The organism is Aeromonas sp. FDAARGOS 1418, assembly GCF_019048585.1.
GTDB lineage: Bacteria > Pseudomonadota > Gammaproteobacteria > Enterobacterales > Aeromonadaceae > Aeromonas > Aeromonas caviae.
Genome location: NZ_CP077387.1, coordinates 2,205,419 through 2,231,829, shown reverse-complemented (window position 1 = coordinate 2,231,829; position 26,411 = coordinate 2,205,419). Strand labels below are relative to the sequence as shown.

Below are 26,411 nucleotides of genomic sequence, written 5' to 3'. Positions count from 1 at the left end.
TGTGGCCAACCAGCGCGGCCTGTGCTGGCGGCGCCTTGTGAGCCACTCCCGGAGATGGTATCACTGGCCCCACTCTCCCCTTCCCGCCGAGGCGCCATCGTGATCACCCTGATTAAAGAGTCCGACCAGTTGAAAATGCCCTGGAAGAACAGGCAGGGCACCACGGCCCAGCTCCTGATCTCCCCCCCTGGTTCGACCCTGGACAAGCTCGACTTTGACTATCGGCTGAGCTCGGCCCCCATCAAGGAAGCGGGGAGTTTCTCCCGCTTTCCCGGCTACCAGCGCATCCTGCTGCCCGTCAGCGGTGCCGGTTTCGTGCTCAACGGCCACCCCTACGCCACCTTCGAGGCGGCCCACTTCAGCGGGGATAACGAGACCCGCTGCGAGCTGCTGAAAAAAGAGGTGACGGATCTCGGGCTCATCTACCACCCGGCGCGCATCAGCGCCAACGTGCGGGTGCTGAACCTGCCCTTCCCCCTCAGCCTCACCCTGGAGGCGGACAAGTGCTACCTCTGCCACCTGCTGGAGGGCCAGCTCACCGTGCAGGGACAGCAGGTCGCACCGGGCGAGACCCTGGTGGTGCAGGGGGAGGAGAACATCCGCTTCGAGTGCGGCAAGAAGACCACCCTCGCCTTCTTTACCCTGCAGCCCAAGCAGGCCGCCGTTTAACGCCGGGGGGCACGGCCCCCGCTGTCGAGGCAGGCCTGCATGGTGTCATAGGGGGTATAGTGCCTGGTGCGGCTGTAGTAGGTGCCGCCCTTGGGGTGACAGATGCCGCTCCGGCTCTTCTTCACCGGGGGCTCGGCGGCCAGCGCGATGGCACACAGCAGCATCAGGCAACAGCCAAGCATCCATTTCACTGCATTCATGCTCTCTTTTCCGAAGGGGCGTAGGCGGGCCACTGGCCCATTTGCGGCCTATTCTACGCCGCTCATCCCCTTGCCACCCCAGACCAGATCATGAAAGCACCGCGACGCAGCGCAAGCGAAGACAAAAAAGCCGGGACCTTCCCGGCTTTTGCTTGTACTGGCGGCGACACGGTCCTTGGCACTACCCCACCTTGAAGCTGCCCTTCATCAGGGCGAAGTGGCCCGGGAAGGAGCAGAAGAAGGTGAGATCCTTGCCCGCCAGGCCGTCGGTCTTGAAGGTAACGCTGGTGCTCTCGCCGCCCCCCACCAGCTTGGTGTGGGCCAGGATCCTGGGGTCATCCTTGGGCAGGTAGTCGTGATCGACCCCGGCGCTCATGCCGGCGGTGGCGATGGCCTGATAGTCGGCGGTGTTGGCCAGCACCCAGTTGTGGCCCATGTTGGCCACCGGCAGTTTGCCCGTGTGATTGAGGGTCACCGTCACCTCCTTGCAGGTGGCCGGCACGCTCATCGCCGTCTGGTTGAACTGCATGGCGTCATTGCCTTCGATCACCAGTGCGCACTCGTCGGCCAGGACCGGGGTGGCGAGGGAGCCAAGAAGCAGCAGGGTTAACACCTTTTTCATCACGTTCTCCTTTGATTGACGAAGGATGACAGCACAGGCATCTCGCCCCCGTGGGCGCGACCCGCAAAGATGCTGTCAGGATCGATCTTCATTATATTCAAATGTCGCCGAACGACGACCGCTTTTGGGCCAGCCTGAGGGCCCGGTCACTTCTTTTCTCCCGACCCCGGGCCCAAAGCGGGTTGCTCACATCCCCGTTCCGCTTAATTATTTGCGGCCTTCCCGCCCACGGCCACTCGCCAACACCGCAGCCGTTGGCTAAGCTGCTCCCCCGTCGATGACTCCCGCGAGAATGAGAGATGAAGTTCCCCTTTGCGCCTGCGCTGGCGCGCACCCTGCTGCTCTCCCTGATCCTGCTGCTTGGCGCCTGCCAGCCGGCCCCGACCCAGACCCGCATCCAGGGCAACACCATGGGCACCTATTATGCGGTGACCCTGAGCGACCCCTTCCCCGGCGGACAGGGAGCACTGCAACAGGAGGTGGAGGCGCTGCTGGCACGCCTGAACAAGGAGATCTCCACCTATGATCCGGGCTCCCTCATCTCCCGCTTCAATCAGGGAACGGGGCTGCCCCCCCAGGTCATCCCGGCCACCATGGCGAAGATTGTGCAACAGGGCATTGACGCCGGGCACCTCACCCGGGGGGTTCTCGATGTCACCGTGGGCCCCCTGGTCAATCTGTGGGGATTCGGGCCGGACAAGCGCCCGGTCAGGCGGCCCAGCGCAGAGCAGATCGCCAAGGCGCGGGAGCGGGTCGGCATCGACAAGCTCACCCTGACCCCAGAGGGAGATCACTTCCTGCTCGGCAAGGCCATCCCAGATCTCTATCTGGATCTCTCCACCCTGGGCGAGGGGGCGGCCTCCGACGAGATAGCCGGGCTGCTGGAGCAAAAAGGGGTCCACAACTACCTCATCGAGGTGGCGGGGGCGGTGCGCAGCAAGGGGCACAACGACAAGGGCAATCCCTGGCGGGTGGCCATCGTCGAGCCCTCGGACAGACCGGGCGCCATCGAGGACGTGGTGACCCCGAACGGCATGGCGGTGAGCACCGCCGGCAGCTATCGCAACTATTACGAGCTCGACGGCAAGCGCTACTCCCACATCATCGATCCTGCCACCGGCGAGCCCGTGACCCACAAGCTGGTCTCCGCCACCGTCATCACCCCCACGGCCCTGGAGGCCGATGCCCTCGACACCGCCCTCATGGTGATGGGCCCCGAGCGGGCGATGGCCTTTGCCAGGGAGCACAAGCTGGCGGTCTATCTCATCGAGAAGACCGCCACGGGCTTTGCCGCCAGCCACACCCCCGAGTTTGCGCCCTATCTGGTGCGCAAGCAGCCCTGAATGACGAGGCCCCGCAGTGCGGGGCCTCGTTCACTGACCGCCTATTCGATGGGGATGCGGTGGGGCGCGGGGCTGGCCGCCTGCTTGGGCAGGCGCAGGGTGAGGATGCCGTTGTCAAAGCGGGCGCTCACCTGCTCTGGCGACACCTCCACCGGCAGCTCGACGCTGCGCGACACGCTGCCATAATAGCGCTCGCTGCGCAGGGCCCGTTCATCCTTGTTCTGGCTGTCAAACTGGCGGATCTCCGCCTTCAAGGTCACCAGCTTGCCGTGCACGTCCACGTGGATGTCCTCCTTCGCCACCCCGGGCAATTCCGCCTGCAGCAGGTAGTCATCCCCGCTCTCCCGCAGATCCAGCTTGATCTGGCTGGGCAACGGGTCCCCGTGCAGGGGGCGGATGTAGAAGCCGGAGGCCATGTCGTGGAACAGGTCATCAAACAGGCTGGTGCGACTCGGTAGCAAACTCATCTGATCCCTCCTTGTGAGCGGGCAAGGGAGCAAACGGGCACCCTGCCCTTCTGCCGCCTCCCGCATGCTGATGCTCTTCAAGTCTAAAAACCGGGACGGCGCCTGCCAGTGCCAACTCGCCTTCCCTTGACCGGGATCAAAGGCAAGACACCCTTTTTTTCACCCAAGGTCTGCGGGAAAAACCGGGGCCCCTCCCCATGTGCAATTGCCTGCCTGCGGACTTTGGTGGCACACTTCTCCCACCAGCCCGTAGCGCCTTGATGCCAGACAGATGCAGACACCGGACTCCGTACCCGAGAAGAAACCCCAGCCCAAGCCCAAGCGCATCCTGCTGGTCAACGAACAGCGTTCCTTCCAGATGATGATGAAGGCGATGCTGATCAACATCGGCATCAACCGCATCACCTACACCAACTCCGCCGACGAGGCGCGCCGCCGCTGCCAGAAAGAGAGCTTCGACATCTATCTGCTCGACTATGAGCTGGGGGCGGGCGAGAACGGCCGCCAGTTGCTGGAAAGCCTGCGGGATCAGCAACTCATTCCGCCCCAGAGCGTGGTGATCATGGTCAGCAGCGACGGCTCCCGCGCCATGGTGCTGAGCGCGCTGGAAGCCGAGCCCGACGAATACCTGATGAAGCCCTTCTCCCAGGAGCAGTTCTCGTTTCGTCTCAAACGCGCCCTCGCCCGGCGCCAGGCGCTGGAGAGCGTCTTCAGCGCCCTCACCCGGGACGATCTGCCCGCCCTGGTGGAGGCCTGTGCCAAACAGGCGGACGCGGTACCCCGCTTTGCCAACTTCTGCCGCTGCCTGCAGGCCGACACCCAGCTCAAGCTGGGCCAGGCCAAGGAGGCTCGCAGCCTGATGCGCCAGCTGCTGGCGGGGCAGGAGAACAGCTGGGCTCGCCTCACCCTGGGCAAGGCGTGCCATACCCTGGGTCTGCACGAGGAGGCGGTGAGCCACCTGCAAGCCACCCTGAAACACACCCCCCTGATGGTGGAGGCCTACCTCTGGCTCGCGGAGTCCCTGCTGGCGCTGGGCAATGACGAACAGGCCCAGCAGGAGCTGCGCCGGGCGGTGGACATCTCTCCCCAATCGGTGCAGCTCTCCCGCCGTCTGGCGGAGGTGTGCCTGCAACGGCACGACTACGCCCAGGCCAAGGACGTGCTGCTCGCCCTCATCGACTTGTCGCGCAACTCGATCCACCGCACGCCGCATTATCTCGGGGCCTATATCCAGACCCTTACCCTCTATGCCCTCAACAGCAACGACGGCTACCACATCGCCAACCTGCAAAAGCAGGTCAACTCCGCCCTGTCGCGCATCCGCGACTCCCTGATGATGTCGGAGTTCAACTACCCGGTGTTCGAGCAGATCTGCCAGGCCCGGGTGCGCATCGCCCTGGGAGAGCTGCTAAAGGGCAAAAAGATGCTCTATCGCGCCAACCAGAACTGGCTGGACGAGCCCGCCACCATGCCTCCGGCCCTCCTTGGCGAGACCATACTCGCCCTCTATCAGCTCGGGGAGTTCGAGTACGCCGAGAGCCTGCAACCCCTGCTGGCGGAGGATGAGGATCGGCTGCTCACCACCTGCATCCAGGTGACCCGGGATGACAAGACGGTGCAGGAGCGGCGCCAGCGCTATCAGCAGCTCAACGATCTGGGCATCAAGGCCTATCAGGCCGGGGAGCTGGAGCAGGCCCTCGGCCACTTTCGCGAGGCCCTGCGCCGGGCGCCCGCCAATACCGGCGCCGCCCTCAACAAGATCCAGGTGCTGCTGCAACTCATGCAGAAGAACCGCAAGAGCCCGGAGTTTGGCGCCGAGTGCAAGGAGACCCTGGAGGTGCTGGAGGGCATCCCCCTCAACCCCGCCCAGCAGGAACGTTTTCGCAAGCTGCGCCAGGAATATCATCAGCACAGCTGATATCCCCCCTCCTCCCCTCACCTATGCTGATACTGACTCAGGGAAGGGAGGGGCAACACCATGGCAATGTGCCGATACCTGGTGGCCGATGGCCGCCACTGCACCGAAGAGGCAGGGGATCATGATCTCTGCCGCTGGCACGACCCCGCTGCGGCCCACAACACCCCTGATACCGCCGAGGCGCTGGAGCGCTATGTGCGCCAGGGGGGCCTGTGCCACGGCCTGCAACTGGCCCGCGCCGAGCTGGCGGATCTCAACCTGGTGAACAGGCAGGGTCCGGAGGGATTCTTGCTGGAGCAGTGCAACCTCTATCGCGCCAACCTGCGGGGGGCCCATCTCTACGGCATTCGCATCAAGGGCGGCAGCCTGATGAAGGCCGATCTGAGCGAGGCGAACCTCCACTGCGCCACCCTCGACGACGTCAACCTGCTCGGCATCCGCTGGAAGAACACCCGCCTCGACAACCTGGAGACGGGCAAGCGGCTGATGCAGGACAGAAAGGGGCGCCGCGAGCGGGACCCGGCGCAGGCCCGCGTCTGGTTCAAGGAGGCGGAGGAGACCTACCGGGATCTGCGCAAGGCCTCCGAGGCCCAGGGCATCTTCACCATGTCCGGTCGCTACATCCAGCAGGAGCTCACCATGCGCCGCCTGCAGATGCCGTTCTGGTCCTACCGCCGCTTCGCCTCCTGGATAGTGGATCTCTTCTGCGGCTACGGCGAGGCCCCCATGCGGGTGGTGCTCTTCTCCCTGCTGCTCATCGTCATCTGCAGCATTTTTTATTTCTTCTGCGGCCTCAACTTCGCGGGCACCCACCTCATCTATCGCCCGGACGCCCCCCTGGAGCAGAACGCCATCTTCCTGATGGAGTGCCTCTACTACAGCGTGGTGACCTTCACCACGCTGGGGTATGGGGACTTCACCCCGGTGGGGTTGTCGCGGATCTTCGCCGCCTTCGAAGCCTTTACCGGCAGCTTCACGCTGGCACTGTTCGTGGTGGTGTTTGTCAAGAAGATGACCCGCTAGAAACCTGTCCACGATCTTGCTGGAAAGCCGCTTCCAAGGCTCATGTGCTGCTCGCTTGTGTGTCGCCAGGCGCTCCCATGTATACATCTGCACTCAGGCTTCTCTGCTGCGCGTCACCTTGCTGACAGACTCTCGCGACAGATCGTGAACAGATTCCCGAGCCGCTGCGCCAGTCACAGCCCCCGAACTTGCATCCATCGCGGATTCCTAGTCCAATAAGCGACGAACAAAAACGACATGAGCACCCCGAACATGAAGATCATCTCTTTCAATATCAATGGCCTGCGCGCCCGTCTTCATCAGTTGCAAGCCCTTATCGACAAGCACCAGCCGGACGTGATCGGCCTGCAGGAGATCAAGGTGCACGACGAAGCCTTCCCGGTCGCGGACGTGGAGGCCATGGGCTACCACGTGGTCTTCCACGGCCAGAAGGGGCACTACGGGGTCGCCATCATGAGCAAGCAGGCTCCCATCGAGGTGCAAAAGGGCTTCCCCACCGATCCGGAAGATGCCCAGCGCCGCATGATCATGGCCAGCTTCAAGCGGGAAGACGGCTCCGTCATCAAGGTGATGAACGGCTACTTCCCCCAGGGAGAGAGCCAGGATCACGAGACCAAGTTCCCGGCCAAGCAGAAGTTCTATGAAGACCTGCAGCACTACCTCGAGACCCACCACACCCCGGACGACCAGATTGCGCTGATCGGGGATATGAACATCTCCCCCACGGATCTCGACATCGGCATCGGCGAGGCGAACCGCAAGCGCTGGCTGCGGGATGGCAAGTGCTCCTTCCTGCCCATCGAGCGGGAATGGATGGAGCGCCTGAAAGGCTTCGGGTTGACCGACACCTTCCGCGCCGCCAACCCCACCGAGTGCGAGCGCTTCTCCTGGTTCGACTACCGCTCCAGGGGATTTGACGAGAACCGGGGCCTGCGCATCGACCTCATCATGGCCTCCGACGCCCTCAAGGACAAAGTGACCGAGACCGGCATCGACTACGAGCTGCGCGGCATCGACAAACCCTCGGATCACGCCCCCATCTGGACCTGCTTCGCCTGATCCCCACACCAGGCTCGCCCTCGCCAAAAGAACCTGCCCCCGCCCATGCGGGGCTTTTTTTGTTCACTGCCCCGCCCTTTCTTAATCCATGTCAATTCCCAGGCAGACGGCGCTTGCCAGGCCTTGACCTTCTCCTTTCGGCAAGGTTTAGATTCGGCCCATCCGTCACAGGGAAACCACCCATGCTCTCATCGAGATTGCCCACCACGTTCATCGCCCGGCTGTTGCTGGGGCTGATGCTCGTCTGCAATCTCACCCTGTGCATCGGCTGGCATGGGGCGGCCACCGCCCTGCCAAGCAGTGCATCCGCATCCATCCTGACTCCGGCGCAGTCCCCCCTGTCTCATGGACTGCACCAGAGCGAGCCTGTGCAGCACTCCGCCATGCACCAGGCCGACACAGCCTCCCTCTCCTGCCACGGCGGCCCCCAGAGTGAGGCGGCCCCGCCCGGGGAGGAGTGCCAGATGCAGAGCGGCGTCTTCGGCGCCACCAGTGCGCCGCCCCTGCTGGGCCTGCTGCTGTCACTGCTGCTGCTTCCTTTGCTGTTGCTCCCTTCGTGGCGCCTCGCCCCCCTGCTGGACAACTGGTTGCGGGATCCCTTCCTGCGATCCCGCGGTACCCACCCTCCCTCCTGGCCGCGCCGACACCTGATGTTGTCGGTGCTGCGCCACTAGAACGATCTTCTCTCGCGGCAACAGCAAGCCTCGGCTTGCCCGTTTTCTGCCGCCTTGCCTGACCCTGCGCCCAGGCCAAACAGACCCGCTCGCAGGGAGCCGTGCGCGCTGACACAGCTGCGCCCCGTTTGCCGCCTCGTGGTGATGCCCTGCCCGCGCACACCACCACACTGGCGGCCTGACAGAAGAGAAGAGATATCATGTCATCCACCCCCGTTACCCGGTCTGCCTGCGCGCGGCCGTGCCAGTCCCCCCTTCGCCTCCAGTGCTTCGGAGGCTTGTCATGAACAAGACGCTGTTGATGTCCGCCCTGCTGCTCGCCCTCGGCGCCGGTGGCGGCTACTGGGCCGCCAAACAGACCTCCGCTGGCACTGCAGCCAAGGAGAAGACGCCCCTTTACTGGGTCAACCCCATGGATCCGCGCGACAAGCGCGATGCCCCCGCCAAAGACAACATGGGGATGGACTTCATTCCCGTCTATGAGGAGCAAAAAAGCGGCTCGCCGGGCACCGTCACTATCAGCCCCGAGATCCAGCAGAACCTGGGGGTGCGGCTCGCGAAAGTCGAGCGACTGCCCATCCACCAGCAGGTCGAGACGGTGGGCTACGTCGGCTATGACGAGGACAGGCTGGAGGCGGTCAACGCCCGCATGGCGGGCTGGATCCGCACCCTCGCCATCAAGAGCGAGGGGCAGCAGGTGAGCAAGGGAAGCCTCATCTACGAGCTCTATGCCCCGGATCTGGTCAACGCCCAGCACGAGTACCTGCTCGCCCTCAACACCACCAACCCGCTGCTGCTGCGCGCCGCCGAGGGCAAGCTGAAATCCCTGCAGGTGCCGGCGGATCAGATAGCGGCCCTCAAGCGCAGCCGTCAGGTGCAGGAGACGGTGCGCATCTATGCCCCGAGCAGCGGTTATGTGTCAGAGCTGAAGGTGCGCGAGGGCCAGTATGTGGAGCCCGCCGCGGCCCTGTTCAACATCAGCACCCTCAAGCAGGTGTGGGTGAGTGCCGAGGTGTTCGAGCGTCAGGCCGCCCAGCTGAAGGTGGGCGATCCGGTCACCATGACCCTGGACTACGCCCCGGGCCGCCAGTGGCAGGGTCGGGTCGATTACCTCTACCCGACCCTGGATGCCGCTACCCGCACCCTCAAGGTACGGCTGCGCTTCGCCAACCCGGACGAGTTTCTGAAACCCAATATGTTCGCCAAGGTGACGATTCAGACAGGCAAGGGCGAGCCCCGACTGGTAGTGCCGAGCGAAGCGGTGATCCGCACCGGCAGCCAAGACAGGCTGGTGCTGGCGCTGGGGGATGGCAGCTTCAAGTCGGTGGCCGTCACCCTGGGCCCCCAGTTTGGCGACAAGGTGGCCATCAAGGCGGGGGTCGAAGCGGGGGACAGCATCGTCAGCTCGGCCCAGTTCCTGCTCGACTCGGAGTCGGCCATCGACTCGGACTTCCAGCGCATGACGGCGGTGCGCCCCGCCCAGATCTGGACCCAGGGGGAGGTGCAAGGCATCGACCTGGCCGGGCGTACCCTGATGGTCGCCCACCAGCCCATCCCCGAGTGGCAGTGGCCCGCCATGGAGATGGAGTTCACCGTGGCCGAGGGGGTCGACATGAGCAAGCTGACCGAGGGACAGACCCTGCACCTGCAGGTGATGCAGGAGGGGGATGAATATCGCATCACCACCATCCATCAGGAACAAGCGCCAGTAACCGGCGACGCCACCAAGCCAGCAACGGATGAGATGGAGCAAATGGAAGGCATGGACCATGGCCAGCATCAGATGGCGATGCCCGAGATGGAGAAGAAGTCATGATCCCTGCCATCATTCGCTGCCTGACAGGCAACCGCTCTCCGCTCTCTGCACCCAATGAGCAAGGAGCCCAACCATGATTCCCTCGATTATTCGCTGGTCCGTGGGCAACCGCTTCCTGGTGCTGCTATTGACCCTCATGCTCACCGCCTGGGGGCTCTGGTCGGTCAAACAGACCCCGGTGGATGCCCTGCCGGATCTCTCCGACGTGCAGGTGATCATCAAGACGGCCTATCCGGGCCAGGCGTCTCAGGTGGTGGAGGATCAGGTCACCTACCCGCTCACCACCGCCATGCTGGCGGTGCCGGGGGCCACCACGGTGCGCGGCTACTCCTTCTTCGGCGACTCCTTCGTCTATGTGCTGTTTGACGACAACACCGACCTCTACTGGGCCCGCGCCCGGGTGCTGGAGTATTTGAGCCAGGTCGCACCCAACCTGCCCGCCTCAGCCCGACCCCAGCTCGGCCCAGATGCCACCGGGGTGGGCTGGGTCTATCAGTACGCACTGGTGGACAAAACCGGCAAGCATGACCTCAGCCAGCTCACCTCACTGCAGAACTGGTTCCTCAAGTACGAGTTGCAGACGGTGGAGGGGGTCTCCGAGGTCGCCACCGTGGGCGGCATGGTGCGCCAGTATCAGGTGCGGGTCGACCCGGACAAGCTGCGTGCCTACGGCATCCCGCTCTCCCTTATCGAGACCGCCATCAAGCAGGGCAATCAGGAAACCGGCGCCTCCGTCATCGAGATGGCAGAAGCGGAGTACATGGTGCGCTCCAACGGCTATCTGAAAAGCGTGGAGGACTTAAAACAGATCCCGCTCGGCACCAATGTGCGCGGCGCCCCGCTGCTACTGGGTGACGTGGCGGATGTGGTCACCGGACCTCAGAGCCGACGCGGCCTGGCCGAGCTCAACGGCGAAGGGGAAGTGGTAGGCGGCATTATCGTCATGCGCTACGGCGAGAATGCCCAGCACACCATAGACGGGGTCAAAGCGCGGCTCGCCCAGCTGAAGAGCAGCCTGCCGGAGGGGGTGGAGGTCGTCACCGTCTACGATCGATCCGATCTTATCCAGCGCGCCATCGACAACCTCTCCGGCAAGCTGGTGGAGGAGTTCGCGGTGGTGGTGCTGGTCTGCCTCGCCTTCCTGTTCCACCTGCGCTCGTCGCTGGTGGTGGTCATTACCCTCCCTATAGCAATTTTGACCGCCTTTATCGTGATGCACCTGCAGGGGATCAACGCCAACATCATGTCCCTCGGCGGCATCGCCATCGCCATCGGCGCCATGGTGGATGGCGCCATCGTGATGATCGAGAACGTCCACAAACACATGGAACAGGAGGCGCTCACCGACAAGAACCGCTGGCGCATCATCACCGAGGCGAGCATCGAGGTGGGGCCCGCCATCTTCTTCTCCCTGCTGATCATCACCATCAGCTTCCTGCCGGTGTTCGCGCTGGAGGCGCAGGAGGGGCGGATGTTCCACCCCCTCGCCTACACCAAGACCTATGCCATGGCGGCGGCGGCCGGGCTCGCCATCACGCTGGTGCCGGTGATCATGGGCTACTTCATCCGTGGCAAGGTGCTGGCGGAGCAGGCCAACCCGCTCAACCGCTGGCTGAGCCAGGGCTATGTGCCACTGCTCAAGGCCGTGCTGGCCCGTCCGAAAACCACCCTGGCCATCGCCGCCCTGGTGACGGTAGCGGGCTTCTGGCCGCTCAAGTACCTGGGCTCCGAGTTCATACCACCGCTCGATGAGGGGGACATCATGTACATGCCCACCACCGCAGCCAATATCTCGGTGGGCAAGGCGCGGGAGATTTTGCAGCAGACCGACAAGCTCATCCGCACCGTGCCCGAGGTGCAGAACGTGTTTGGCAAGGCGGGGCGCGCCGAATCGGCCACCGACCCAGCCGATCTGGTGATGATGGAGACCAGCATCCAGCTCAAGCCCCGCGACCAGTGGCGCCCCGGCATGACCCCGGAGCAGCTGAAAGAGGAGCTCGACTCCCTCATCCGCTTCCCCGGCCTCACCAACGCCTGGGTGCCCCCCATCAAGACCCGCATCGACATGCTGGCCACCGGCATCAAGACCCCGGTGGGTATCAAGATTGCGGGGCCCGATCTCAAGGTGATCCAGCAGCTCGGCCAACAGCTGGAACAGATCGTCGGCAAGGTGGAGGGCGCCTCATCGGTCTACGCCGAGCGGGTGGCCGGTGGCCGCTACGTGAAGGTGGACATCGACCGGCTGAAAGCGGCCCGTTACGGCCTCAACATCTCCGATGTGCAGGCGGTGCTTGCCACCGCAGTGGGCGGCATGGAGGTGGGTCAGACCATCGAGGGGCGCGAGCGTTACCCCATCAACCTGCGCTATCCCCAGAGCTATCGCGATTCGGTGGCGAGCCTCGAGCTGCTGCCGGTGGTCACTCCGAGTGGCGCTCGTATCGCCCTGGCGGACGTGGCGCGGGTCTATATCAGCGACGAAGCCCCCATGCTGCGCAGTGAAAACGCGCGCCTCAACGGCTGGGTCTACGTCGATATTCGCGATCGCGATATCGGCTCCTTCGTCGATGAGGCCAAGGCTGAAGTGGGCAAGCAGCTGGTGCTGCCGGCGGGCTACGCCCTCACCTGGTCCGGCCAATACGAGTACATGGAGCGGGCCAAGGCCCGCCTCGCCTACGTAGTGCCATTAACCGTCGCCATTATCGTGCTGCTGCTCTATCTGGCGTTTCGCCGCTTCCAGGAGGTGCTGCTCATTCTCACCACCTTGCCGCTGGCGGTGGTGGGGGGGATCTGGACCCTCTGGCTGCTGGACTTCAACCTCTCGGTGGCGGTCGGGGTGGGCTTTATCGCCCTGGCGGGGGTGGCGGTGGAGACCGGCGTCCTGATGCTGGTCTACCTCAACCACGCCTGGGATGACCTCGTCGCCAGCGGCAAGCCGGACCAGGCGGGGCTGCATCGGGCGGTGATCCACGGCGCCGCCCTGCGCCTGCGCCCCAAAATGATGACGGTGGTGACCATTATCGCCGGCCTCTTGCCCATCATGTGGAGCCACGGCACCGGATCCGAGGTGATGCAGCGCATCGCCGCCCCCATGATCGGCGGCATGGTGAGCGCGCTGGTGCTGACCCTCCTGGTGCTGCCCGCCGCCTATTACCTCTGGCGCAGCCGCAACCTGCCTGCTTATCAACAATCCGAATGACCCGATTTCCCAACCCTTTTCGACTGAACGATTGAAGGAAAACACCATGAACTACAAGACGCTGACCCTGACATTGCTGCTGAGCCTCGCTACCCACACCAGCCTGCAGGCAGAGGAGATGATGAACCACCAGGGGCACGACATGGCGCACATGGAGGGGATGAACCATGAGGGCCACGACATGGCCGCCATGCAAACCGAACAGACCCTGACTAAGGGGGTCATCAGCCGCATCGACGCACCCAAGGGCAAGGTGGGGATCAAGCACGAGGCGATCACCAACCTCAAGATGCCCCCCATGACCATGGTCTTTCGGGTGGCTGATCCAGCCCTGCTCAAGGATCTGAAGGTGGGGGATGCGGTGCGCTTTCACGCCGAGAACCCGGCCGGCAAGCTCACCGTGACCGCCATCCAGAAACAGTAAGCGGAGTCATTTCAATAAAGACGGCGGGATTATCCCGCCGTTTTTATTTATGACATCACAAGATGTGGCTCTGTCAGCCGCGAATATGCGCGATAAAGGCGTCGATCTGTTCGCGGCCGCAGGCGGGGTTCATGAAGACCGCCTTCTCGCCGGCGATGTAGGAATACTTGCCGCGCTCGTCGTATTCCGAGTGCGCCACCGCCTCCACCCAGTTGGTGTAGAGCCCCACCTTGCCGCGTCCCTTGAACAGGCTGCGGTGATACTCGGTGTTGCGGGCCAGCCGCGCCTTGTAGGCCGCATCCGGGCTGCGGGCCAGCTCGAAGGCGAACTCCGCCTCGGGGTCCTGTACCCACTCGGGGTTGTAGATCTTGAAGCCGACACTGGGCCCCTGGTTCTCCTGGGCCACCAGCTTGACGTTGCCGAGCTGGCTTAACCGGAAGCGGAAGTAGTTGGCGTTTTGCAGGCAGTGGGCCAGCACGGTGCGATAGCCCTCCACCCCCAGGTAGTTGAGGGCCGCATAGGCACCGAACAGGCCGCTCGCCCCGCGGGAGCACTCGATGGTGGACTGCAGGTGGGTCTGACCCTGAATGTCCCGCTCGAAGTAGGAGAAGTTCTCCGGATCGTTCTCCATCGCCTTGAGATCGCTCTGCTCCTTGATCATCACCAGGCTGGAGGTGTAGGGCACATAGCCCCACTTCTGGAAGTCGACGGTGAAGGAGTCGGCATATCTGAGCTCGGCGAAGCGGCTCACGTTGCGCTCGATCCCCGCGAGCGTCGCGGCGTTGATGGCGAGCGGGTTGGCGGCAAAGTCGTAGTCCAGGAAGAAGATCATCGACCAGCCGATGGCGGCGTCGACGTGGATGTGGGGCTTGACCGCCACCTCGAAGCGCTCGCACAGCCTGTCCCGCAACTCGACCACGGGTTTGACCCTATCCACCCCGAAGGTGTCGGTGGTGCCCATGGTGAGCATGATGGTGGGCACCACGTGTTTGAGGGCGAAGCAGGCGGTCAGGGTGCGCTCGAGATCCGCCAGATCGATGTCGTTGTTCTCGCCGACCTGGATGCGGATGGTCTTGTTCTCGATGTCCACCCCGAGCAGGGAGAGGTTGGTGATGTTGGAGTAGTGGCCGCCCTGGGAGTTGATGATGCGGTAATCCTGATAGTGGCCCAGCCCCTTGTGCTTGGCCTGTGGCAGGCTCTTGCGGATGCCGAGCAGGTAGCCGTAGAGGTTACAGAAGGTCCCCCCCTGGGTGAAGATGCCGGTGGCGCGGGCCGGGTCGTAACCCGCCAGCAGCGCTATCTGGCGCACCACCTTCTTCTCCAGCTCCTCGGCCACCCCGGCGTATTCGGAGTAGACCAGGTTGGGGTTGGCCAATATGCCCATCTGGGCGCCATAGATGGCGGGATCCGCCGACATGGTGATGACGTTCTCGACGCTGGAGGGGTTCTCCCAATCCTTTGACAGGGCGCCGGCAAACAGCAGCTCCGCCATGGGCTCCCCCGGCGTGCGCATGGTCGCCGGCACCGGCATGGTTTCGCAGAGATCCGCCAGGCGGGCGCGGCCATCGGGCCAGGCATTGAGCCGCGCATCCGGCGCCAGTCCACGGGCGCGAAACTCGTTGAGGGCGGCAAAGCCGGGCTCGCGAAAGACCGGCCAGAGGTCGGGGTTGCGTGAGAAAAAGTGGGCTTTGACGGTGGCAAAACGGCGGGCGAATTCGGGGGAGACGGCGTTGACGCCCTCATCTTTCAGATAGACCAAGTGATTCATTTTTATACCATTGATACTGCTGAGGTGCGGTTTTTATACTCCAGTGACACCTCTATCAACAGAGACAATAACTAATGGTCTGCCCTACTTTTTGTCATGTTGGCGCCCTGACGGGCCCGCGCCCCCTCTTCCCTCTTTTCCCCTGTTCATCTTGTGATCCTGGTCATGGGCAAGGTCAGCGCAGGGCGGTCAGCAGCCATGCCGAAAACCCTTCCAGCTCGGGGTTGGCCGAAAACGTCGCCCGCCACTGACGCAGCAACGCGGCGATGGCTTCGGGACGATAGGCCACCCCGGGCAGGCGTACGGCCAGGTCATCCAGGGGCGCAGGGTCCAGGGTGTCACTGAAGATCTGTGCCCGTCCTATCACCCCCTTCTCCACGTCGAAATGAAGCTCGACCCCGCCCCAGGGGAAACGCTCCTCCAGCAGGTGGCTGAAGGCGGGAGCATGGCCGAAGTTCCACTCCCAGCTGAGTTGGCGGGCAAAGGTCTCGGCAAAGCCGGGCAGGTCGGGCATCCGCTCGGGGGAGATGTGCTCGGGCTGCACCACCTCACCATGATGGACAAAGAAGGCGTCGCACAGGGCCTGCACCACCTGCTCATGACCCAGGCCAGGCAACAGCTCGCCAAGGTTCGCCACCCGGCTTCTCACCGAGCTGATGCCCTTGGCCGCCAGCTTCTTGGGGTCGGGATTGAGGTAGTGGGCGAGGCGGCCGAGATCGGCATCCAGCAGCAGGGTACCGTGGTGAAAGCCGCGATCATGGGTCTCCCGGTAGGCCGAACCCGACACCTTGCGATCCCCGTCCGGGGTCGCCACCAGCAGGTCGTTGCGCCCGGAGGCGAAAGCACTCACGCCGAGTCTGGCGAGGGCATCAATGACGATGGCGGTGGAGACGCTCTTGTCATAGCCGGGCTTGCCCGCCATGAAGGTGAAACAGCTGTTGCCAAGGTCGTGGAACACGGCGCCGCCCCCGCTGCTGCGCCGGGCCAGGGTCACCCCGTCCTCTTCCATGCGGCGGGTGTTGCACTCCTTCCAGGGGTTCTGGGCCCGGCCTATCACCACCGTATTGTCGTTGCGCCACAGGAACAGCACCCGCTGGGCCGGGTCCATCTGGCGAAAGATGCACTCCTCCACCGCGAGGTTGAACAGGGGATCGTGGGAGTCGGAGAGCAGCAGGCGCAAGGAAGACATGACAGGACCTTCTCGGGAAACAGGAAACGGATGACTACCATACCACCCTGAACGAAGGAAGGCGTCCCCCGACCGCCACAGGTCGACACCCGATACGGACAAGAGCATCAACTTTTGATACGACAGGAGAAGATAAGAGGGAATTGCCGAAAACACGCAATCTGTCATTAACAGGCGAGAAGAGAGGCGGCAGCCATCCCTCCTTGAATGACACCTAATGCCCTTGTCACCGGCCGGTGACGAGTCAACAAGGTTTCAAAATGAGCCGTGACGCCCATTGACGTGATGAATGACACAAAAATGACTTTTAATGCCTCCCGCGCCCCATCTTATTGGGGCTTGCTCCCCTTGCGAATAACAGGAAATTGTTTGACTCTAGCCAGAAGAGCACCTCCCGAGAGAACAGCGGTATGACGGAGTCCGATGCATCTCGCCAGCCTGTACGCTGGCTTCTGCCCTTCTGGGTGATGATTGCCACCCTGACCACGGCTCCCCTCAGGGCGGATGAGCGCGTCATCCTGCAACTTCCCTGGCAGCACCAGTTCCAGTTTGCCGGTTACTACGCCGCCATCGCCAAGGGGTTCTACCAGGAGGTAGGCCTGCAGGTCACCCTGCGGGAGGCGGGGCCGGGCACCGACGTCATCAATGAAGTCACCACGGGTCGCGCCCAGTTTGGCATCCGCGGCAGCGATCTGCTGTTGGCCCGGGCAGCTGGCCGCCCAGTGGTGGTGCTCGCCGCCATGTTGCAGCACTCCCCCCTGATGCTCATCACCCTGGAGCGGCCGGATATCCAGACCCCGGGCGATCTGGCCAACAAGCGGCTGATGCTCGAACCCGGCTCCAACGAGCTGCTCACCTACCTGCATCGCTACACCCGCAGCCGGCAGTGGGAGACCCTGCCCTACGAACGGGGGGTCCAGGCACTGCTGAGGGGCGAGGCGGACGTCATCAGCGCCTACAGCACAACCGAGCCCTTCACCCTGCAGCAACAGGGTATTCCCTTCCGGGTGTTCAGCCCCCGCGACATCGGTTACGACTTCTACGGAGACAACCTCTTCACCTCGGAGAGTGAGGTCATCAACCAGCAGGAGCGGGTCCAGCGCTTCTTGCAGGCCAGCCTCAAGGGGTGGCGCTATGCCATGGATCATCCCGAGGAGATGATCAACCTGATCCTGGAGCACTACCCCAGCGGGGTCGGGCGCGAGGCGCTCGCCTTCGAGGCCCGTGAAACCCGGACCCTGATGCAGCCCGACATCATCGAGCCCGGTTACATGCAGCAGGATCGCTGGCAGCAGATCGCCCGCACCTACCAGGAGGCCGGGATGATCAAGGCGGTGCCCAACCTCACCTCCTTCCTCTACAACAGTACCCAGGCGAGCCTTCGTCAGCAGCGCCAACTGCTCGACAGGAGCGTGGCCATCGCCATGCTGATCTCTTTCTCCCTGCTGGCCCTGCTCGGCGTCTTCCTGCACCTCTATCTGCGTCTGCGGGAAGAGGCCAGTGACCGACAGCGGCTCACCCGGGAACTGGCACAGCGCGAGCAGCACTACCGCTTCGTGGCGGAGAACAGCGGCGACGTGATCTGGACCATGGATACCAATAGCCTGCGTTTTCGTTACATCAGCCCCGCCATCGCATCCCTGAGCGGCTATGAACCCGCCGAACTCTTTGCCCTCTCCCTGCGCCAGCTGCTCCCCGATGAGTCCTGGAAACAGCTTCGCGACGGCATCACCGTCTCCCTCGAGGCCTGGCAACGGGGGGATCATGGGCAGACCCGGTGCGTCATCCACTCCCAGCTGCGCCACAAGCAGGGTCATCTGGTGACCATCGAGACGGTCACCACCTTGCACGGCAGCACCAGCACAAGACCGGACGCCATTTTGGGGGTGACCCGGGATGTCACCGAACGTTCGGCCCGGGAGGAGATGATGCGCCGCCTCGCCTTCTATGACCCCCTCACCGGCCTGGCCAACCGCCGCCTGCTGCAACAGCGGCTCAAGGAGACCCTGGAGCAGGCTCCACAGCAGCCCCTGGCCCTGGTCTTCATCGATCTCGACCACTTCAAGCCCATCAATGACACCTTCGGCCACGAAACCGGCGACCTGCTGCTCAAGCTGGTGGCCGAGCGCATGGGGGAGTGCGTCAGGGAAGAAGACCTGGTGGCACGCCTTGGGGGAGACGAGTTTGTCATCATGCTGCCCGATACGGATGTCTCAGGCCTCGCGGTCGCCGACAAGCTGCACCACTGCCTGCATCACCCCTTCCAGCTTGAACAGCAGGCGCTGCGCATCTCCGGCAGCATAGGGGTCGCCCTCTACCCGGATCACGGCGCCGATCCCAAGACCCTGATGCACCACGCCGATCAGGCCATGTATCAGGCCAAGCACCATGGCCGGGGCAGGGTCTGCCTGTTTTCCTCCGGGCAGGAGCCCCTCCCCGGCACCCTGCAATGGCAGCCCGCCCACGCATGCGGCCACCCCCGCATCGATGAGGAACATCGCCAGCTCTTCCTGCTGGCCAACCGCTTGCTCGAGCACATGCAGGATCCCGGCATCCATCCGGATGCCTTGCTGGCAGACATGGCGCAGATATTCGAGGTCGCGCGCCAGCACTTCCTCTTCGAAGAGCAGGTCCTCGCGCAATACGGCTATGAGGAGCTGGCGGCCCATCGCCAGGAGCACCAGCATCTGCTGAAAAAAGCCGGTCAGCTGATGGCGGCCGCACAGGCGGGTGCCCTTGGCAACGACGCCCTGCTCAACTTCATCATCCAGGAGCTGGTCGTGGGCCACATGAGCCAGGCGGATCGCCGTTATTTCCCCCTGATGAAAACCTGCGATACCCGCGAGGCGGTGTGATGCCAGAAAACAGGGGGCATTGGCCCCCTGTATTTACCTCTGACTTCGGCAAACGAGCAGGCTGTAGTAGAGCAGCGGGATCACCACCAGGGTGAGCAGGGTGGAGACCAGGATCCCGAAGATCAGGCTGATGGCGAGGCCATTGAAGATGGGGTCATCCAGGATGAAAATCGCCCCTATCATGGCCGCCAGCGCCGTCAGCATGATGGGTTTGGCTCGCACCTGCGCCGCCTCGATCACCGCCTGCTCGAACGCCATGCCACTCGCCCGCTGCTGCTCGATGAAATCCACCAGCAGGATGCTGTTGCGCACGATGATCCCGGCCAGGGCGATCATCCCGATCATCGAGGTGGCGGTAAACTGGGCCCCCAGCAGGGCGTGACCCGGCATCACCCCGATGAGGGTGAGCGGAATGGGGGCCATGATGATGAGCGGCACCAGATAGGAGCGGAACTGGGCCACCACCAGCAGGTAGATGAGGATCATCCCCACTCCGTAGGCTAGCCCCATGTCGCGGAAGGTCTCGTAGGTTATCTTCCACTCCCCGTCCCACAAGAGCGCCACCTCCCCCAGCTTGTCGGGCTGATGCACGTAATACTGTGGCAGCGAGATGTCGGCACCGGCGGCAAACATGCCGTAGAGCGGGCTGTCGGTATGGCCGCCCATGTCAGCCACCACCATCACCATGGGCTGCATGTTCTTGTGCATGAGGTAGCTGGGGGCCACCTCGTCACGACGGCTCACCAGCTCGGAGACCCGCACCAGCTGGCCGCTCTGGCTGCGTACCTTGAGAGCCAGGATGCCGGTCAGATCCCGCTTGTCACCGGGGGCGAGCTCGATGCGGATCGGCACCGGATACTTGGCGCCTTGCCCCTGCAGCCAGCTGGCATCCTGATAACCCACGCCCCCGTTGAGGGTCGCCACCAGATCCCCGAGATCGACCCCGAGCAGGGCCGCCTGGGCGCGATCCACCACCAGCCGCCACTTGGGCTGGGGGTCGGTCAGATAGATGTCCACGTCCACCAGATCCGCCGTGGCCACAAAGCGGGCCTGTACGGCGCGGGCAGCGGCTTCGCGGGCGGCCTGCGTCGGGCCATACACTTCCGCGACAATGGGCGACCAGACAGGCGGTCCCGGGGGCACCTCCACCACCTTGAGATTGCCCCCTGCCGCGCTGGCGATGGCCTGCAAGGGCGCACGCACCGACCGGGCAATCTCGTGACTGCTGCGATCCCGTTCATGCTTGTCCACCAGATTGACCTGGATGTCCCCCACGTTGGCGCCGCTGCGGATGAAGTAGTGGCGCACCAGCCCGTTGAAGTTGATGGGGGCGGCGGTGCCGGCGTAGATCTGGTAATCCTTCACCTCGGGCACCCTGGCGAGCTCCCGACCCACCGCCAGCAGGGTGCGCTCGGTCTGCTCCAGGGTCGCCCCCTCCGGCATGTCGAGCACCAGCTGGAATTCCGACTTGTTGTCGAAGGGGAGCATCTTGAGCACCACCCACTGCACCACGGGCATGGCAGCCGCCCCCGCCACCAGCAGCAGGATGGCCAGCCAGAGCTTGTGTCTCGCTCTTTTGGCACCCGCCCCCATCAGGAAGGGGGTCATCAGCCGGTGAAAGAGCCCGGCCTTGGCCTCCCCGTGGGCGACACGCCCCTCGCGTTTGAGCAGGTGATTGGCCAGCCAGGGGGAGAAGATAAAGGCCACCAGCAGGGAGATAAGCATCCCCATGCTGGCATTGATGGGGATGGGGCTCATGTAGGGGCCCATCAGGCCACTGACGAAGGCCATGGGCAGCAGGGCCGCGATGACGGTCAGGGTCGCCAGTATGGTCGGCCCCCCCACCTCGTCCACCGCGCCCGGAATGAGATCCTTGAGGGACCCCTTGCCCAGGCCGCGATGGCGGTGGATGTTCTCCACCACGACGATGGCGTCATCCACCAGGATGCCGATGGAGAAGATAAGCGCAAAGAGGGACACCCGGTTGAGGGTAAAGCCCCATGCCCAGGAGGCGAACAGGGTCAGTGCGAGGGTGATGACGATGGCGACCCCCACCACCAGCGCCTCGCGCCACCCCATGCTCACCAGCACCAGCAATACCACCGCCGTGGTGGCAAAGATGAGCTTGCCGATGAGGGTGTTGGATTTGGTCTCGGCGGTGACGCCGTAGTCACGGGTCACCGTCACCTCGACGCCAGCCGGGATGAGCCGGTTCCTGAGGCTCTCGACCCGTGCCTCCACCCGCTTGGCCACCTCCACCGCGTTCTGCCCCGGCTGCTTGCCGATGGCCAGGGTCACCGCCGGGTAGCTGGCTTGCCCCTGCCCCATCCAGCTGCGCTGGACCGGGGTCTCTTCCCCAAGCGCCACCCGGGCCACCTCACCGAGATAGACGGGCTTGCCGTCGTGCAACCCCACCACCAGCTCTCTAGCCTCCTGCTCGCTTTGCAGGAACTGCCCCACCTGCACCTTGATTTCCCGGTTGTCCTGCTCGATGGCCAGTGTCGGGCCCACCCGGTTGGCGGCCGAGAGACGCTGGCTCAGTTCGCCCCAGCTGATGCCATGAGCGCTGAGGGCCGCCGGGTCCGGCATCACCCGCAGCACGGCGCTCTGGCTGCCCAGCGTGTAGATATCGCGAGTACCGGGAATGCGCTTGAGTTCGGTCTCCAGCTCGTGGGCGACCCGGGTCAGATCGGGGGCCCCCAGTTGCTTGCTCCAGAGGGTCAGACTGACGATGGGCACATCATCGATCCCCCGGGGTTTTACCAGTGGCTGACCGACTCCGATCCCCTGTGGCAACCAGTCGCGGTTGGAGTCGAGCTGGTTGTTGAGATCCACGATGGCCTGCTCCCGGCTCACGCCTACCTTGAACACCACCACCAGCAGGGCACCATCGGGTTGGGAGAAGGAGTAGAGGGTATCTATCCCCTTTATCTGGGAGACCACCTGCTCGGCAGGGGTGGTGACGAGGGATTCCACCTCTGCCGGGCTGGCACCCGGGAAGGGAATGTAGACGTCGGCGAAGGTGACATCGATCTGGGGCTCCTCCTCCTTGGGGGTCACCAGCACGGCAAAGAGGCCGAGCAAGAGCCCCACCAGCGCCAGCAGCGGGGTGATGGCCGAGCCCTGAAACAGGGCCGCCAGCCGACCCGCCGGCCCCAGGCGGCCATGGTTGTCGTTCAGATCGCTACTCATGGGGCACCTCCTGTTGACGGCTCCAGGCATCGGGGGCCAGGGTGTCACCGCCCTTGAGACCCGCCAGGACCTCGCACAGCCCAGCCTCGCAGTGGCCGACCCGCACCGGGGTCAGGGCCCATCCTTCCCCTTCTTTGAGGTAGACGCCGTTGAACTCCCCCTGCCGCAGCAGGGCGGGCTCCGGCACTTGCAACACCTGACGCTCACCCTGTTTGAGCTGCACCTTGAGCCACATGCCGGGCAGCACCCCTGCCGTGTTCGGCGGCAGATCGAGGCGCAGCCGGAAACTGTGGCTCTGGCTGTCGGCGTAGTTGAAGCGGGTCAGCTTGACGGGAGTCACGGCCTTGCCACCGGGCAGCAGCACCTGCACATCCGACGGCTGGCCGGCGAGAGCCAGCGCGGACTGGGGCAGCTCCAGCTCCACCCTCAGCTCGCCCAGGGAGAAACCGGATAGCAGCGGCGTACCGGGGGCCACCGTCTCCCCCAGCTCCACCAGCCGCCTGGTCACCACCCCGGCGTAGGGGGCGAGGATACGGGTATAGCCGTAGGCTTCCCGGGCCTGGATGAGGGCGGCCTCGGCGGCATTGACCTCGGCGCGGGCGGCCCGATCCGTTGCCTGGGCGTTGTCGAGCTGGGCCCGGGTGATCACCCCCTTGGCGATGAGGGCCTGATAACGGGTGAGCTGGCGCTCGGCCTCCACCTGCTGGGCCTGGGCCCTGGCCACCCGCGCCTCGGCGCCGGTCACGGCGGCAGACTGCTCCTTGCCGCTTATCTCGAGCAGGGGCTGCCCGGCCTGTACCTCGTCGTTCACATCCACCAGCATGCGGGAGACGCGGCCACTGGTCTGGGCCGCGACCGTCCCCTGATGAATGGCGCTCACGGTACCGCTCAGGGTGAGCCAGTCGGTGACGCGCTGCGGGGTCAGCGTCAGCGGCCCCTTGGCCTCCTCGGCCGCCACCAGGGTGGATGTCATGACCAGCAGGGTGGTCACCAGCAACCGGATTGTGTTCATCATGATTCTCCTTCCCTGGCTCATTGGCACCTTGAAAACTCAGGCAATACGGTGCTGGCGAGCCTTCTCCAGCACCCTGTTCCAGACCTTGTCCACCAGCAGGCTCCCGGCCGCCATGGCCCCGATGAACAACAATATCATGGGCTGTCCGCTGGAAATGAGACTCAAGGCAGGCCCTGGACAGATGCCGACCAGGCCCCAACCGATCCCGAACAGTGCGGCCCCGCCAATCAGGCGGCGATCCAGCACGGGAGCGGGAACCCGGGCCATGGGTTCCCCCAGCAGGCTCAGACGACGGGGCTTCACCAGCAGGAAGTAGCCCGGCATGAAGACAGCCAGGGCCCCCCCCATCACGAAGGCCAGGCTGGGATCCCAGGCACCGGCCAGATCGAGAAACCCGGTGACCCGCGCCGGATCCATCATCCCGGAGAGGGCCATCCCCAGCCCGAACAACAGACCCGCAAACAGACTTGTCAGCAATTTCATGGCAATCAACCCGTCAAAACATGTGGTGAGTAAAGAACACGGTCGCCACGCCCATCCCCATAAAGGTGAGCGTCGCCACCACGGAGCGCGTCGACAGCCGCCCCATGCCGCAGATGCCGTGACCGCTGGTGCAGCCATTGCCAAGGCGGGTGCCGATGCCTACCAGCAGGCCGGCCAGCAGCACCACGGGCCAGCCGGGCAAGGCATCAAAGGCGGGCATTGTGGCCCAACCCAGGGTCAGCGCCAGCCAGGCCCCCAGTCCCAATCCCAGCAGAAACAGCACCCGCCAGGGGGTCTTGTACTGCATTGCACCGGCCAGAATGCCGCTGATCCCGGCCACCCGGCCGTTGAACAACATCAGGATCAGGGCCGAGAGCCCCGCCAGCATGCCGCCCCCCAACGAGAGCAGCCATTGGCTTTCCATCATCGAATTTCCTCATCTGAGTGACAAAAATGGGTTTGCAGCGCCGCCAGCACATCGGCCGCCGCCTCGCTCACCAGGGAGTAGTAGATCTGCTGGGAGACTTTGCGCGAGCGGATAAGGCCCTGGCGCTTCAATACCGACAGTTGCTGGGAGAAGGCCGACTGCCCGAGCTGGCTGTGGGCCAGCAGCTCCCCGACCCCCTTCTCCCCTTCCACCAGCTGGCAGAGCACCATCAGGCGTTCGGGATGAGCCAGCGCCTTGAGCAGGCCGGCGGCGGCTGTCGCATGTCGGTTCATCTCGTCGAAGTGGCTCATAAGATTAAATTAGCAATTGCTGATATTTGCTCTATTATATAAAACAATTCTAAATTAGCAATCACTAAACAAAAGGAGACGAGAAATGACCGTCGATAACGGAGTCAGAGTGGTCGCGGGTGGCATGTTGCTGCTGTCGCTGCTGCTCACGGCCTGGGTCCACCCGGGCTTTGTCTGGTTGAGCGTCTTTGTCGGGGTCAACCTGATCCAGAGCGCGTTCACCGGGGTCTGTCCCGCCGCCGCCGTGCTCAGGCGAATGGGGCTCAAATAGGCAGGCGGACATATTGGCTCACAGGAGCCGTGTAATAGAGCGGAGGCTCATTATGGCAACCATCATCATCATCGGGGCAGGGTTGGGGGGCATGTCGGCCGCCTACGAGCTCAAAGCCGAACTCGGCAAGCAGCACGACGTCATCCTGGTGAACGACAAACCCGACTTTGAATTCAACCCTTCGAACACGTGGATTGCGGTCCGGTGGCGAGAGCGCAAGGATATCTCCCTCCCCATAGAGCCTCATGTGAAGAAGAAGGGGATCCGCTTCATCCACGCCGCCCTGACCGGGTTGCAACCCCTCGAACAGCAGATCCGCCTCTCCGATGGCCAGCACCTGCACTACGACTTTCTGGTGCTCTGCACCGGCCCCGCACTCGCCTTTGAAGAGGTGCAGGGAGCAGGCCCGACGGCGGGCGGCACCGCCAGCGTCTGTACCCTCTCCCACGCAGAGGAGTGCCTGCACAGTGTCAACGGGCTGCTCGACGAACCGGGTCCGGTGATCGTCGGTGCCATGCCCGGCGCCTCCTGCTTCGGCCCGGCCTACGAATACGCCTTCATCCTCGATCGCCACCTGCGCGACAAGAAGGTGAGAAAGGACGTGCCCATGACCTTCGTCACCAGCGAACCCTACATCGGTCACCTCGGCCTCAACGGCGTAGGGGATTCCAAGGGCATGCTGGAGAGCGAGCTGCGCATGCGCGACATGCAATGGATCTGCAATGCCCGCACCGTGGCAGCCAGGGATGGGGTGATGACGGTGGAGGAGCTGGATGAAGATGGCAACGTCAAGCGCACCCACAGCCTCCCCTACAAGCATGCCATGATGCTGCCCGCCTTCGCCGGCATCAGCCCCCTGCGGGGCCTCGAGGGGCTGGTCAATCCCCACGGGTTCGTCATCGTCGACGAACACCAGCGCAACCCTGTCTTCCCGCAGATTTACGCCGCCGGGGTCTGCATCGCCATCCCGCCCCAGCACAAGACGCCGGTACCGACCGGGGTGCCCAAGACCGGCTACATGATTGAGGCCATGGTGCGCACCCTGAGCCACAACATCAAGGCGGAGCTGGACGGCCAGCCCCCGGTCACCCGGGCGGTGTGGAATGCCATCTGTCTGGCGGACATGGGGGACACAGGGGCCGCCTTCGTGGCCATGCCGCAGATCCCGCCGCGCAACGTCGCCTGGTTCAAGAAAGGGAAGTGGGTCCACCTGGCCAAGATAGCGTTCGAGAAGTATTTCCTGCACAAGATGCAGGTGGGCGACACCGAACCCATCTATGAAAAACTGATGCTCAAATACCTGGGCATCGACAAGACCCGGTAACCCCCCAAGGGCCCGCCGGTGAAGGGAAGAGGGCTCCCTTTACCGGCGCTTTCATCTCTTTTTTATTATGTTTCAATATGTTGCTATCAAGGGCTCGGGGTTTACCCAGGCCGCCGTATCGGCTACCATGTCGCCTCTTTATCACTAGCGGAGACCATCGGTGGG

22 protein-coding genes are annotated in these 26,411 nt (G+C 63.8%); 12 read left to right on the top strand and 10 right to left on the bottom strand.

Annotated features, from left to right (window positions below; translation table 11 throughout):
• Positions 1-99: 99 nt before the first annotated feature.
• Positions 100-669 carry a HutD family protein gene (locus I6L48_RS10595; protein WP_216987176.1) on the top strand — a complete coding sequence of 190 codons (570 nt, stop codon included), beginning with the start codon at positions 100-102 and terminating at the stop codon, positions 667-669.
• Here I6L48_RS10595 and I6L48_RS10590 read toward each other — a convergent pair.
• On the bottom strand, positions 666-869 hold the full coding sequence (locus tag I6L48_RS10590; RefSeq protein WP_039039209.1) for a hypothetical protein: 204 nt from the start codon (positions 867-869) through the stop codon (positions 666-668). The genes I6L48_RS10595 and I6L48_RS10590 overlap by 4 nt on opposite strands.
• A gap of 181 nt (positions 870-1,050) precedes the next feature.
• Positions 1,051-1,491 carry an azurin gene (gene azu / locus I6L48_RS10585; protein WP_043155526.1) on the bottom strand — a complete coding sequence of 147 codons (441 nt, stop codon included), beginning with the start codon at positions 1,489-1,491 and terminating at the stop codon, positions 1,051-1,053.
• A 299-nt stretch (positions 1,492-1,790) separates the two neighbouring features.
• Here azu and I6L48_RS10580 point away from each other — a divergent pair, with 299 nt between their 5' ends.
• The gene (locus I6L48_RS10580; RefSeq protein ID WP_053288286.1) at positions 1,791-2,834 is read left to right on the top strand and encodes an FAD:protein FMN transferase; all 1,044 of its coding nucleotides are present in this window, start codon (positions 1,791-1,793) and stop codon (positions 2,832-2,834) included.
• 41 nt (positions 2,835-2,875) lie between these two features.
• Here I6L48_RS10580 and I6L48_RS10575 read toward each other — a convergent pair whose 3' ends face one another.
• Complete coding sequence (locus I6L48_RS10575) at positions 2,876-3,301, bottom strand: Hsp20/alpha crystallin family protein (RefSeq protein ID WP_039039212.1); 426 nt, start codon at positions 3,299-3,301, stop codon at positions 2,876-2,878.
• 271 nt (positions 3,302-3,572) lie between these two features.
• Between I6L48_RS10575 and I6L48_RS10570 the strand changes: the two genes are divergently transcribed.
• From I6L48_RS10570 to I6L48_RS10540, 7 genes are all read left to right on the top strand, one after another.
• On the top strand, positions 3,573-5,219 hold the full coding sequence (locus tag I6L48_RS10570; protein ID WP_010673669.1) for a response regulator: 1,647 nt from the start codon (positions 3,573-3,575) through the stop codon (positions 5,217-5,219).
• A gap of 60 nt (positions 5,220-5,279) precedes the next feature.
• Positions 5,280-6,242 carry an ion channel gene (locus I6L48_RS10565; RefSeq protein ID WP_029314056.1) on the top strand — a complete coding sequence of 321 codons (963 nt, stop codon included), beginning with the start codon at positions 5,280-5,282 and terminating at the stop codon, positions 6,240-6,242.
• A gap of 252 nt (positions 6,243-6,494) precedes the next feature.
• Positions 6,495-7,301, top strand: coding sequence for an exodeoxyribonuclease III (gene xthA / locus I6L48_RS10560; protein ID WP_010673667.1), 807 nt, complete (start codon positions 6,495-6,497; stop codon positions 7,299-7,301).
• 182 nt (positions 7,302-7,483) lie between these two features.
• Entirely contained in the window at positions 7,484-7,975 is a 492-nt protein-coding gene (locus tag I6L48_RS10555) for a hypothetical protein (RefSeq protein ID WP_214002651.1), read from the top strand.
• A gap of 283 nt (positions 7,976-8,258) precedes the next feature.
• Entirely contained in the window at positions 8,259-9,791 is a 1,533-nt protein-coding gene (locus tag I6L48_RS10550) for an efflux RND transporter periplasmic adaptor subunit (RefSeq protein WP_214002652.1), read from the top strand.
• A gap of 73 nt (positions 9,792-9,864) precedes the next feature.
• Positions 9,865-12,987: an efflux RND transporter permease subunit gene (locus I6L48_RS10545; RefSeq protein WP_216988054.1), complete on the top strand. Its 3,123-nt coding sequence runs from the start codon at positions 9,865-9,867 to the stop codon at positions 12,985-12,987.
• A 46-nt stretch (positions 12,988-13,033) separates the two neighbouring features.
• Positions 13,034-13,411, top strand: a complete 378-nt coding sequence (locus I6L48_RS10540) for a copper-binding protein (protein ID WP_164884783.1) — start codon at positions 13,034-13,036, stop codon at positions 13,409-13,411.
• A 73-nt stretch (positions 13,412-13,484) separates the two neighbouring features.
• Here the strand turns inward: I6L48_RS10540 and I6L48_RS10535 are convergent, their stop codons facing one another.
• Both I6L48_RS10535 and I6L48_RS10530 read right to left on the bottom strand, forming a co-directional pair.
• Positions 13,485-15,179, bottom strand: a complete 1,695-nt coding sequence (locus I6L48_RS10535; protein ID WP_216988053.1) for a pyridoxal-dependent decarboxylase — start codon at positions 15,177-15,179, stop codon at positions 13,485-13,487.
• 175 nt (positions 15,180-15,354) lie between these two features.
• Complete coding sequence (locus I6L48_RS10530; protein WP_216988052.1) at positions 15,355-16,368, bottom strand: lipoate--protein ligase; 1,014 nt, start codon at positions 16,366-16,368, stop codon at positions 15,355-15,357.
• A 467-nt stretch (positions 16,369-16,835) separates the two neighbouring features.
• Between I6L48_RS10530 and I6L48_RS10525 the strand changes: the two genes are divergently transcribed.
• The gene (locus I6L48_RS10525; protein ID WP_254203247.1) at positions 16,836-19,223 is read left to right on the top strand and encodes a diguanylate cyclase; all 2,388 of its coding nucleotides are present in this window, start codon (positions 16,836-16,838) and stop codon (positions 19,221-19,223) included.
• A gap of 33 nt (positions 19,224-19,256) precedes the next feature.
• Here I6L48_RS10525 and I6L48_RS10520 read toward each other — a convergent pair whose 3' ends face one another.
• From I6L48_RS10520 to I6L48_RS10500, 5 genes are read right to left on the bottom strand one after another with little or no spacing between them, the layout of a single operon-like run.
• A complete protein-coding gene (locus I6L48_RS10520; protein WP_216988050.1) occupies positions 19,257-22,415 on the bottom strand; it encodes an efflux RND transporter permease subunit in 3,159 nt (1,052 codons plus the stop codon).
• Positions 22,408-23,427 (bottom strand): efflux RND transporter periplasmic adaptor subunit, encoded by a 1,020-nt coding sequence (locus tag I6L48_RS10515; RefSeq protein WP_216988067.1) that lies wholly within the window; start codon positions 23,425-23,427, stop codon positions 22,408-22,410. Before I6L48_RS10515 ends, I6L48_RS10520 begins: the two co-directional genes overlap by 8 nt.
• A 39-nt stretch (positions 23,428-23,466) precedes the next feature.
• Positions 23,467-23,913 carry a YeeE/YedE family protein gene (locus I6L48_RS10510; protein ID WP_216988049.1) on the bottom strand — a complete coding sequence of 149 codons (447 nt, stop codon included), beginning with the start codon at positions 23,911-23,913 and terminating at the stop codon, positions 23,467-23,469.
• Positions 23,914-23,926: 13 nt separating this feature from the next.
• The gene (locus I6L48_RS10505; RefSeq protein WP_042881673.1) at positions 23,927-24,340 is read right to left on the bottom strand and encodes a YeeE/YedE family protein; all 414 of its coding nucleotides are present in this window, start codon (positions 24,338-24,340) and stop codon (positions 23,927-23,929) included.
• On the bottom strand, positions 24,337-24,651 hold the full coding sequence (locus tag I6L48_RS10500) for a helix-turn-helix transcriptional regulator (RefSeq protein ID WP_039039225.1): 315 nt from the start codon (positions 24,649-24,651) through the stop codon (positions 24,337-24,339). Before I6L48_RS10500 ends, I6L48_RS10505 begins: the two co-directional genes overlap by 4 nt.
• 85 nt (positions 24,652-24,736) lie before the next feature.
• On the opposite strand from I6L48_RS10500, the gene I6L48_RS10495 reads away from it, so the two are divergent.
• Together I6L48_RS10495 and I6L48_RS10490 are read left to right on the top strand one after the other, a co-directional pair.
• Positions 24,737-24,922 carry a DUF2892 domain-containing protein gene (locus tag I6L48_RS10495; protein WP_041213243.1) on the top strand — a complete coding sequence of 62 codons (186 nt, stop codon included), beginning with the start codon at positions 24,737-24,739 and terminating at the stop codon, positions 24,920-24,922.
• Between the two features lie 52 nt (positions 24,923-24,974).
• Complete coding sequence (locus I6L48_RS10490; protein ID WP_216988048.1) at positions 24,975-26,246, top strand: NAD(P)/FAD-dependent oxidoreductase; 1,272 nt, start codon at positions 24,975-24,977, stop codon at positions 26,244-26,246.
• Positions 26,247-26,411 lie beyond the last annotated feature (165 nt).

Excerpts from the sequence above, each read along its gene's own strand:
- I6L48_RS10590 (WP_039039209.1), bottom strand. The coding sequence starts at position 869 with ATGAATGCAGTGAAATGGATGCTTGGCTGTTGCCTGATGCTGCTGTGT.
- azu (WP_043155526.1), bottom strand. The coding sequence starts at position 1,491 with ATGAAAAAGGTGTTAACCCTGCTGCTTCTTGGCTCCCTCGCCACCCCG.
- I6L48_RS10580 (WP_053288286.1), top strand. The coding sequence starts at position 1,791 with ATGAAGTTCCCCTTTGCGCCTGCGCTGGCGCGCACCCTGCTGCTCTCC.
- I6L48_RS10575 (WP_039039212.1), bottom strand. The coding sequence starts at position 3,301 with ATGAGTTTGCTACCGAGTCGCACCAGCCTGTTTGATGACCTGTTCCAC.
- I6L48_RS10570 (WP_010673669.1), top strand. The coding sequence starts at position 3,573 with ATGCAGACACCGGACTCCGTACCCGAGAAGAAACCCCAGCCCAAGCCC.
- I6L48_RS10565 (WP_029314056.1), top strand. The coding sequence starts at position 5,280 with ATGGCAATGTGCCGATACCTGGTGGCCGATGGCCGCCACTGCACCGAA.
- xthA (WP_010673667.1), top strand. The coding sequence starts at position 6,495 with ATGAAGATCATCTCTTTCAATATCAATGGCCTGCGCGCCCGTCTTCAT.
- I6L48_RS10555 (WP_214002651.1), top strand. The coding sequence starts at position 7,484 with ATGCTCTCATCGAGATTGCCCACCACGTTCATCGCCCGGCTGTTGCTG.
- I6L48_RS10550 (WP_214002652.1), top strand. The coding sequence starts at position 8,259 with ATGAACAAGACGCTGTTGATGTCCGCCCTGCTGCTCGCCCTCGGCGCC.
- I6L48_RS10545 (WP_216988054.1), top strand. The coding sequence starts at position 9,865 with ATGATTCCCTCGATTATTCGCTGGTCCGTGGGCAACCGCTTCCTGGTG.
- I6L48_RS10540 (WP_164884783.1), top strand. The coding sequence starts at position 13,034 with ATGAACTACAAGACGCTGACCCTGACATTGCTGCTGAGCCTCGCTACC.
- I6L48_RS10535 (WP_216988053.1), bottom strand. The coding sequence starts at position 15,179 with ATGAATCACTTGGTCTATCTGAAAGATGAGGGCGTCAACGCCGTCTCC.
- I6L48_RS10530 (WP_216988052.1), bottom strand. The coding sequence starts at position 16,368 with ATGTCTTCCTTGCGCCTGCTGCTCTCCGACTCCCACGATCCCCTGTTC.
- I6L48_RS10525 (WP_254203247.1), top strand. The coding sequence starts at position 16,836 with ATGATTGCCACCCTGACCACGGCTCCCCTCAGGGCGGATGAGCGCGTC.
- I6L48_RS10520 (WP_216988050.1), bottom strand. The coding sequence starts at position 22,415 with ATGAGTAGCGATCTGAACGACAACCATGGCCGCCTGGGGCCGGCGGGT.
- I6L48_RS10515 (WP_216988067.1), bottom strand. The coding sequence starts at position 23,427 with ATGAACACAATCCGGTTGCTGGTGACCACCCTGCTGGTCATGACATCC.
- I6L48_RS10510 (WP_216988049.1), bottom strand. The coding sequence starts at position 23,913 with ATGAAATTGCTGACAAGTCTGTTTGCGGGTCTGTTGTTCGGGCTGGGG.
- I6L48_RS10505 (WP_042881673.1), bottom strand. The coding sequence starts at position 24,340 with ATGATGGAAAGCCAATGGCTGCTCTCGTTGGGGGGCGGCATGCTGGCG.
- I6L48_RS10500 (WP_039039225.1), bottom strand. The coding sequence starts at position 24,651 with ATGAGCCACTTCGACGAGATGAACCGACATGCGACAGCCGCCGCCGGC.
- I6L48_RS10495 (WP_041213243.1), top strand. The coding sequence starts at position 24,737 with ATGACCGTCGATAACGGAGTCAGAGTGGTCGCGGGTGGCATGTTGCTG.
- I6L48_RS10490 (WP_216988048.1), top strand. The coding sequence starts at position 24,975 with ATGGCAACCATCATCATCATCGGGGCAGGGTTGGGGGGCATGTCGGCC.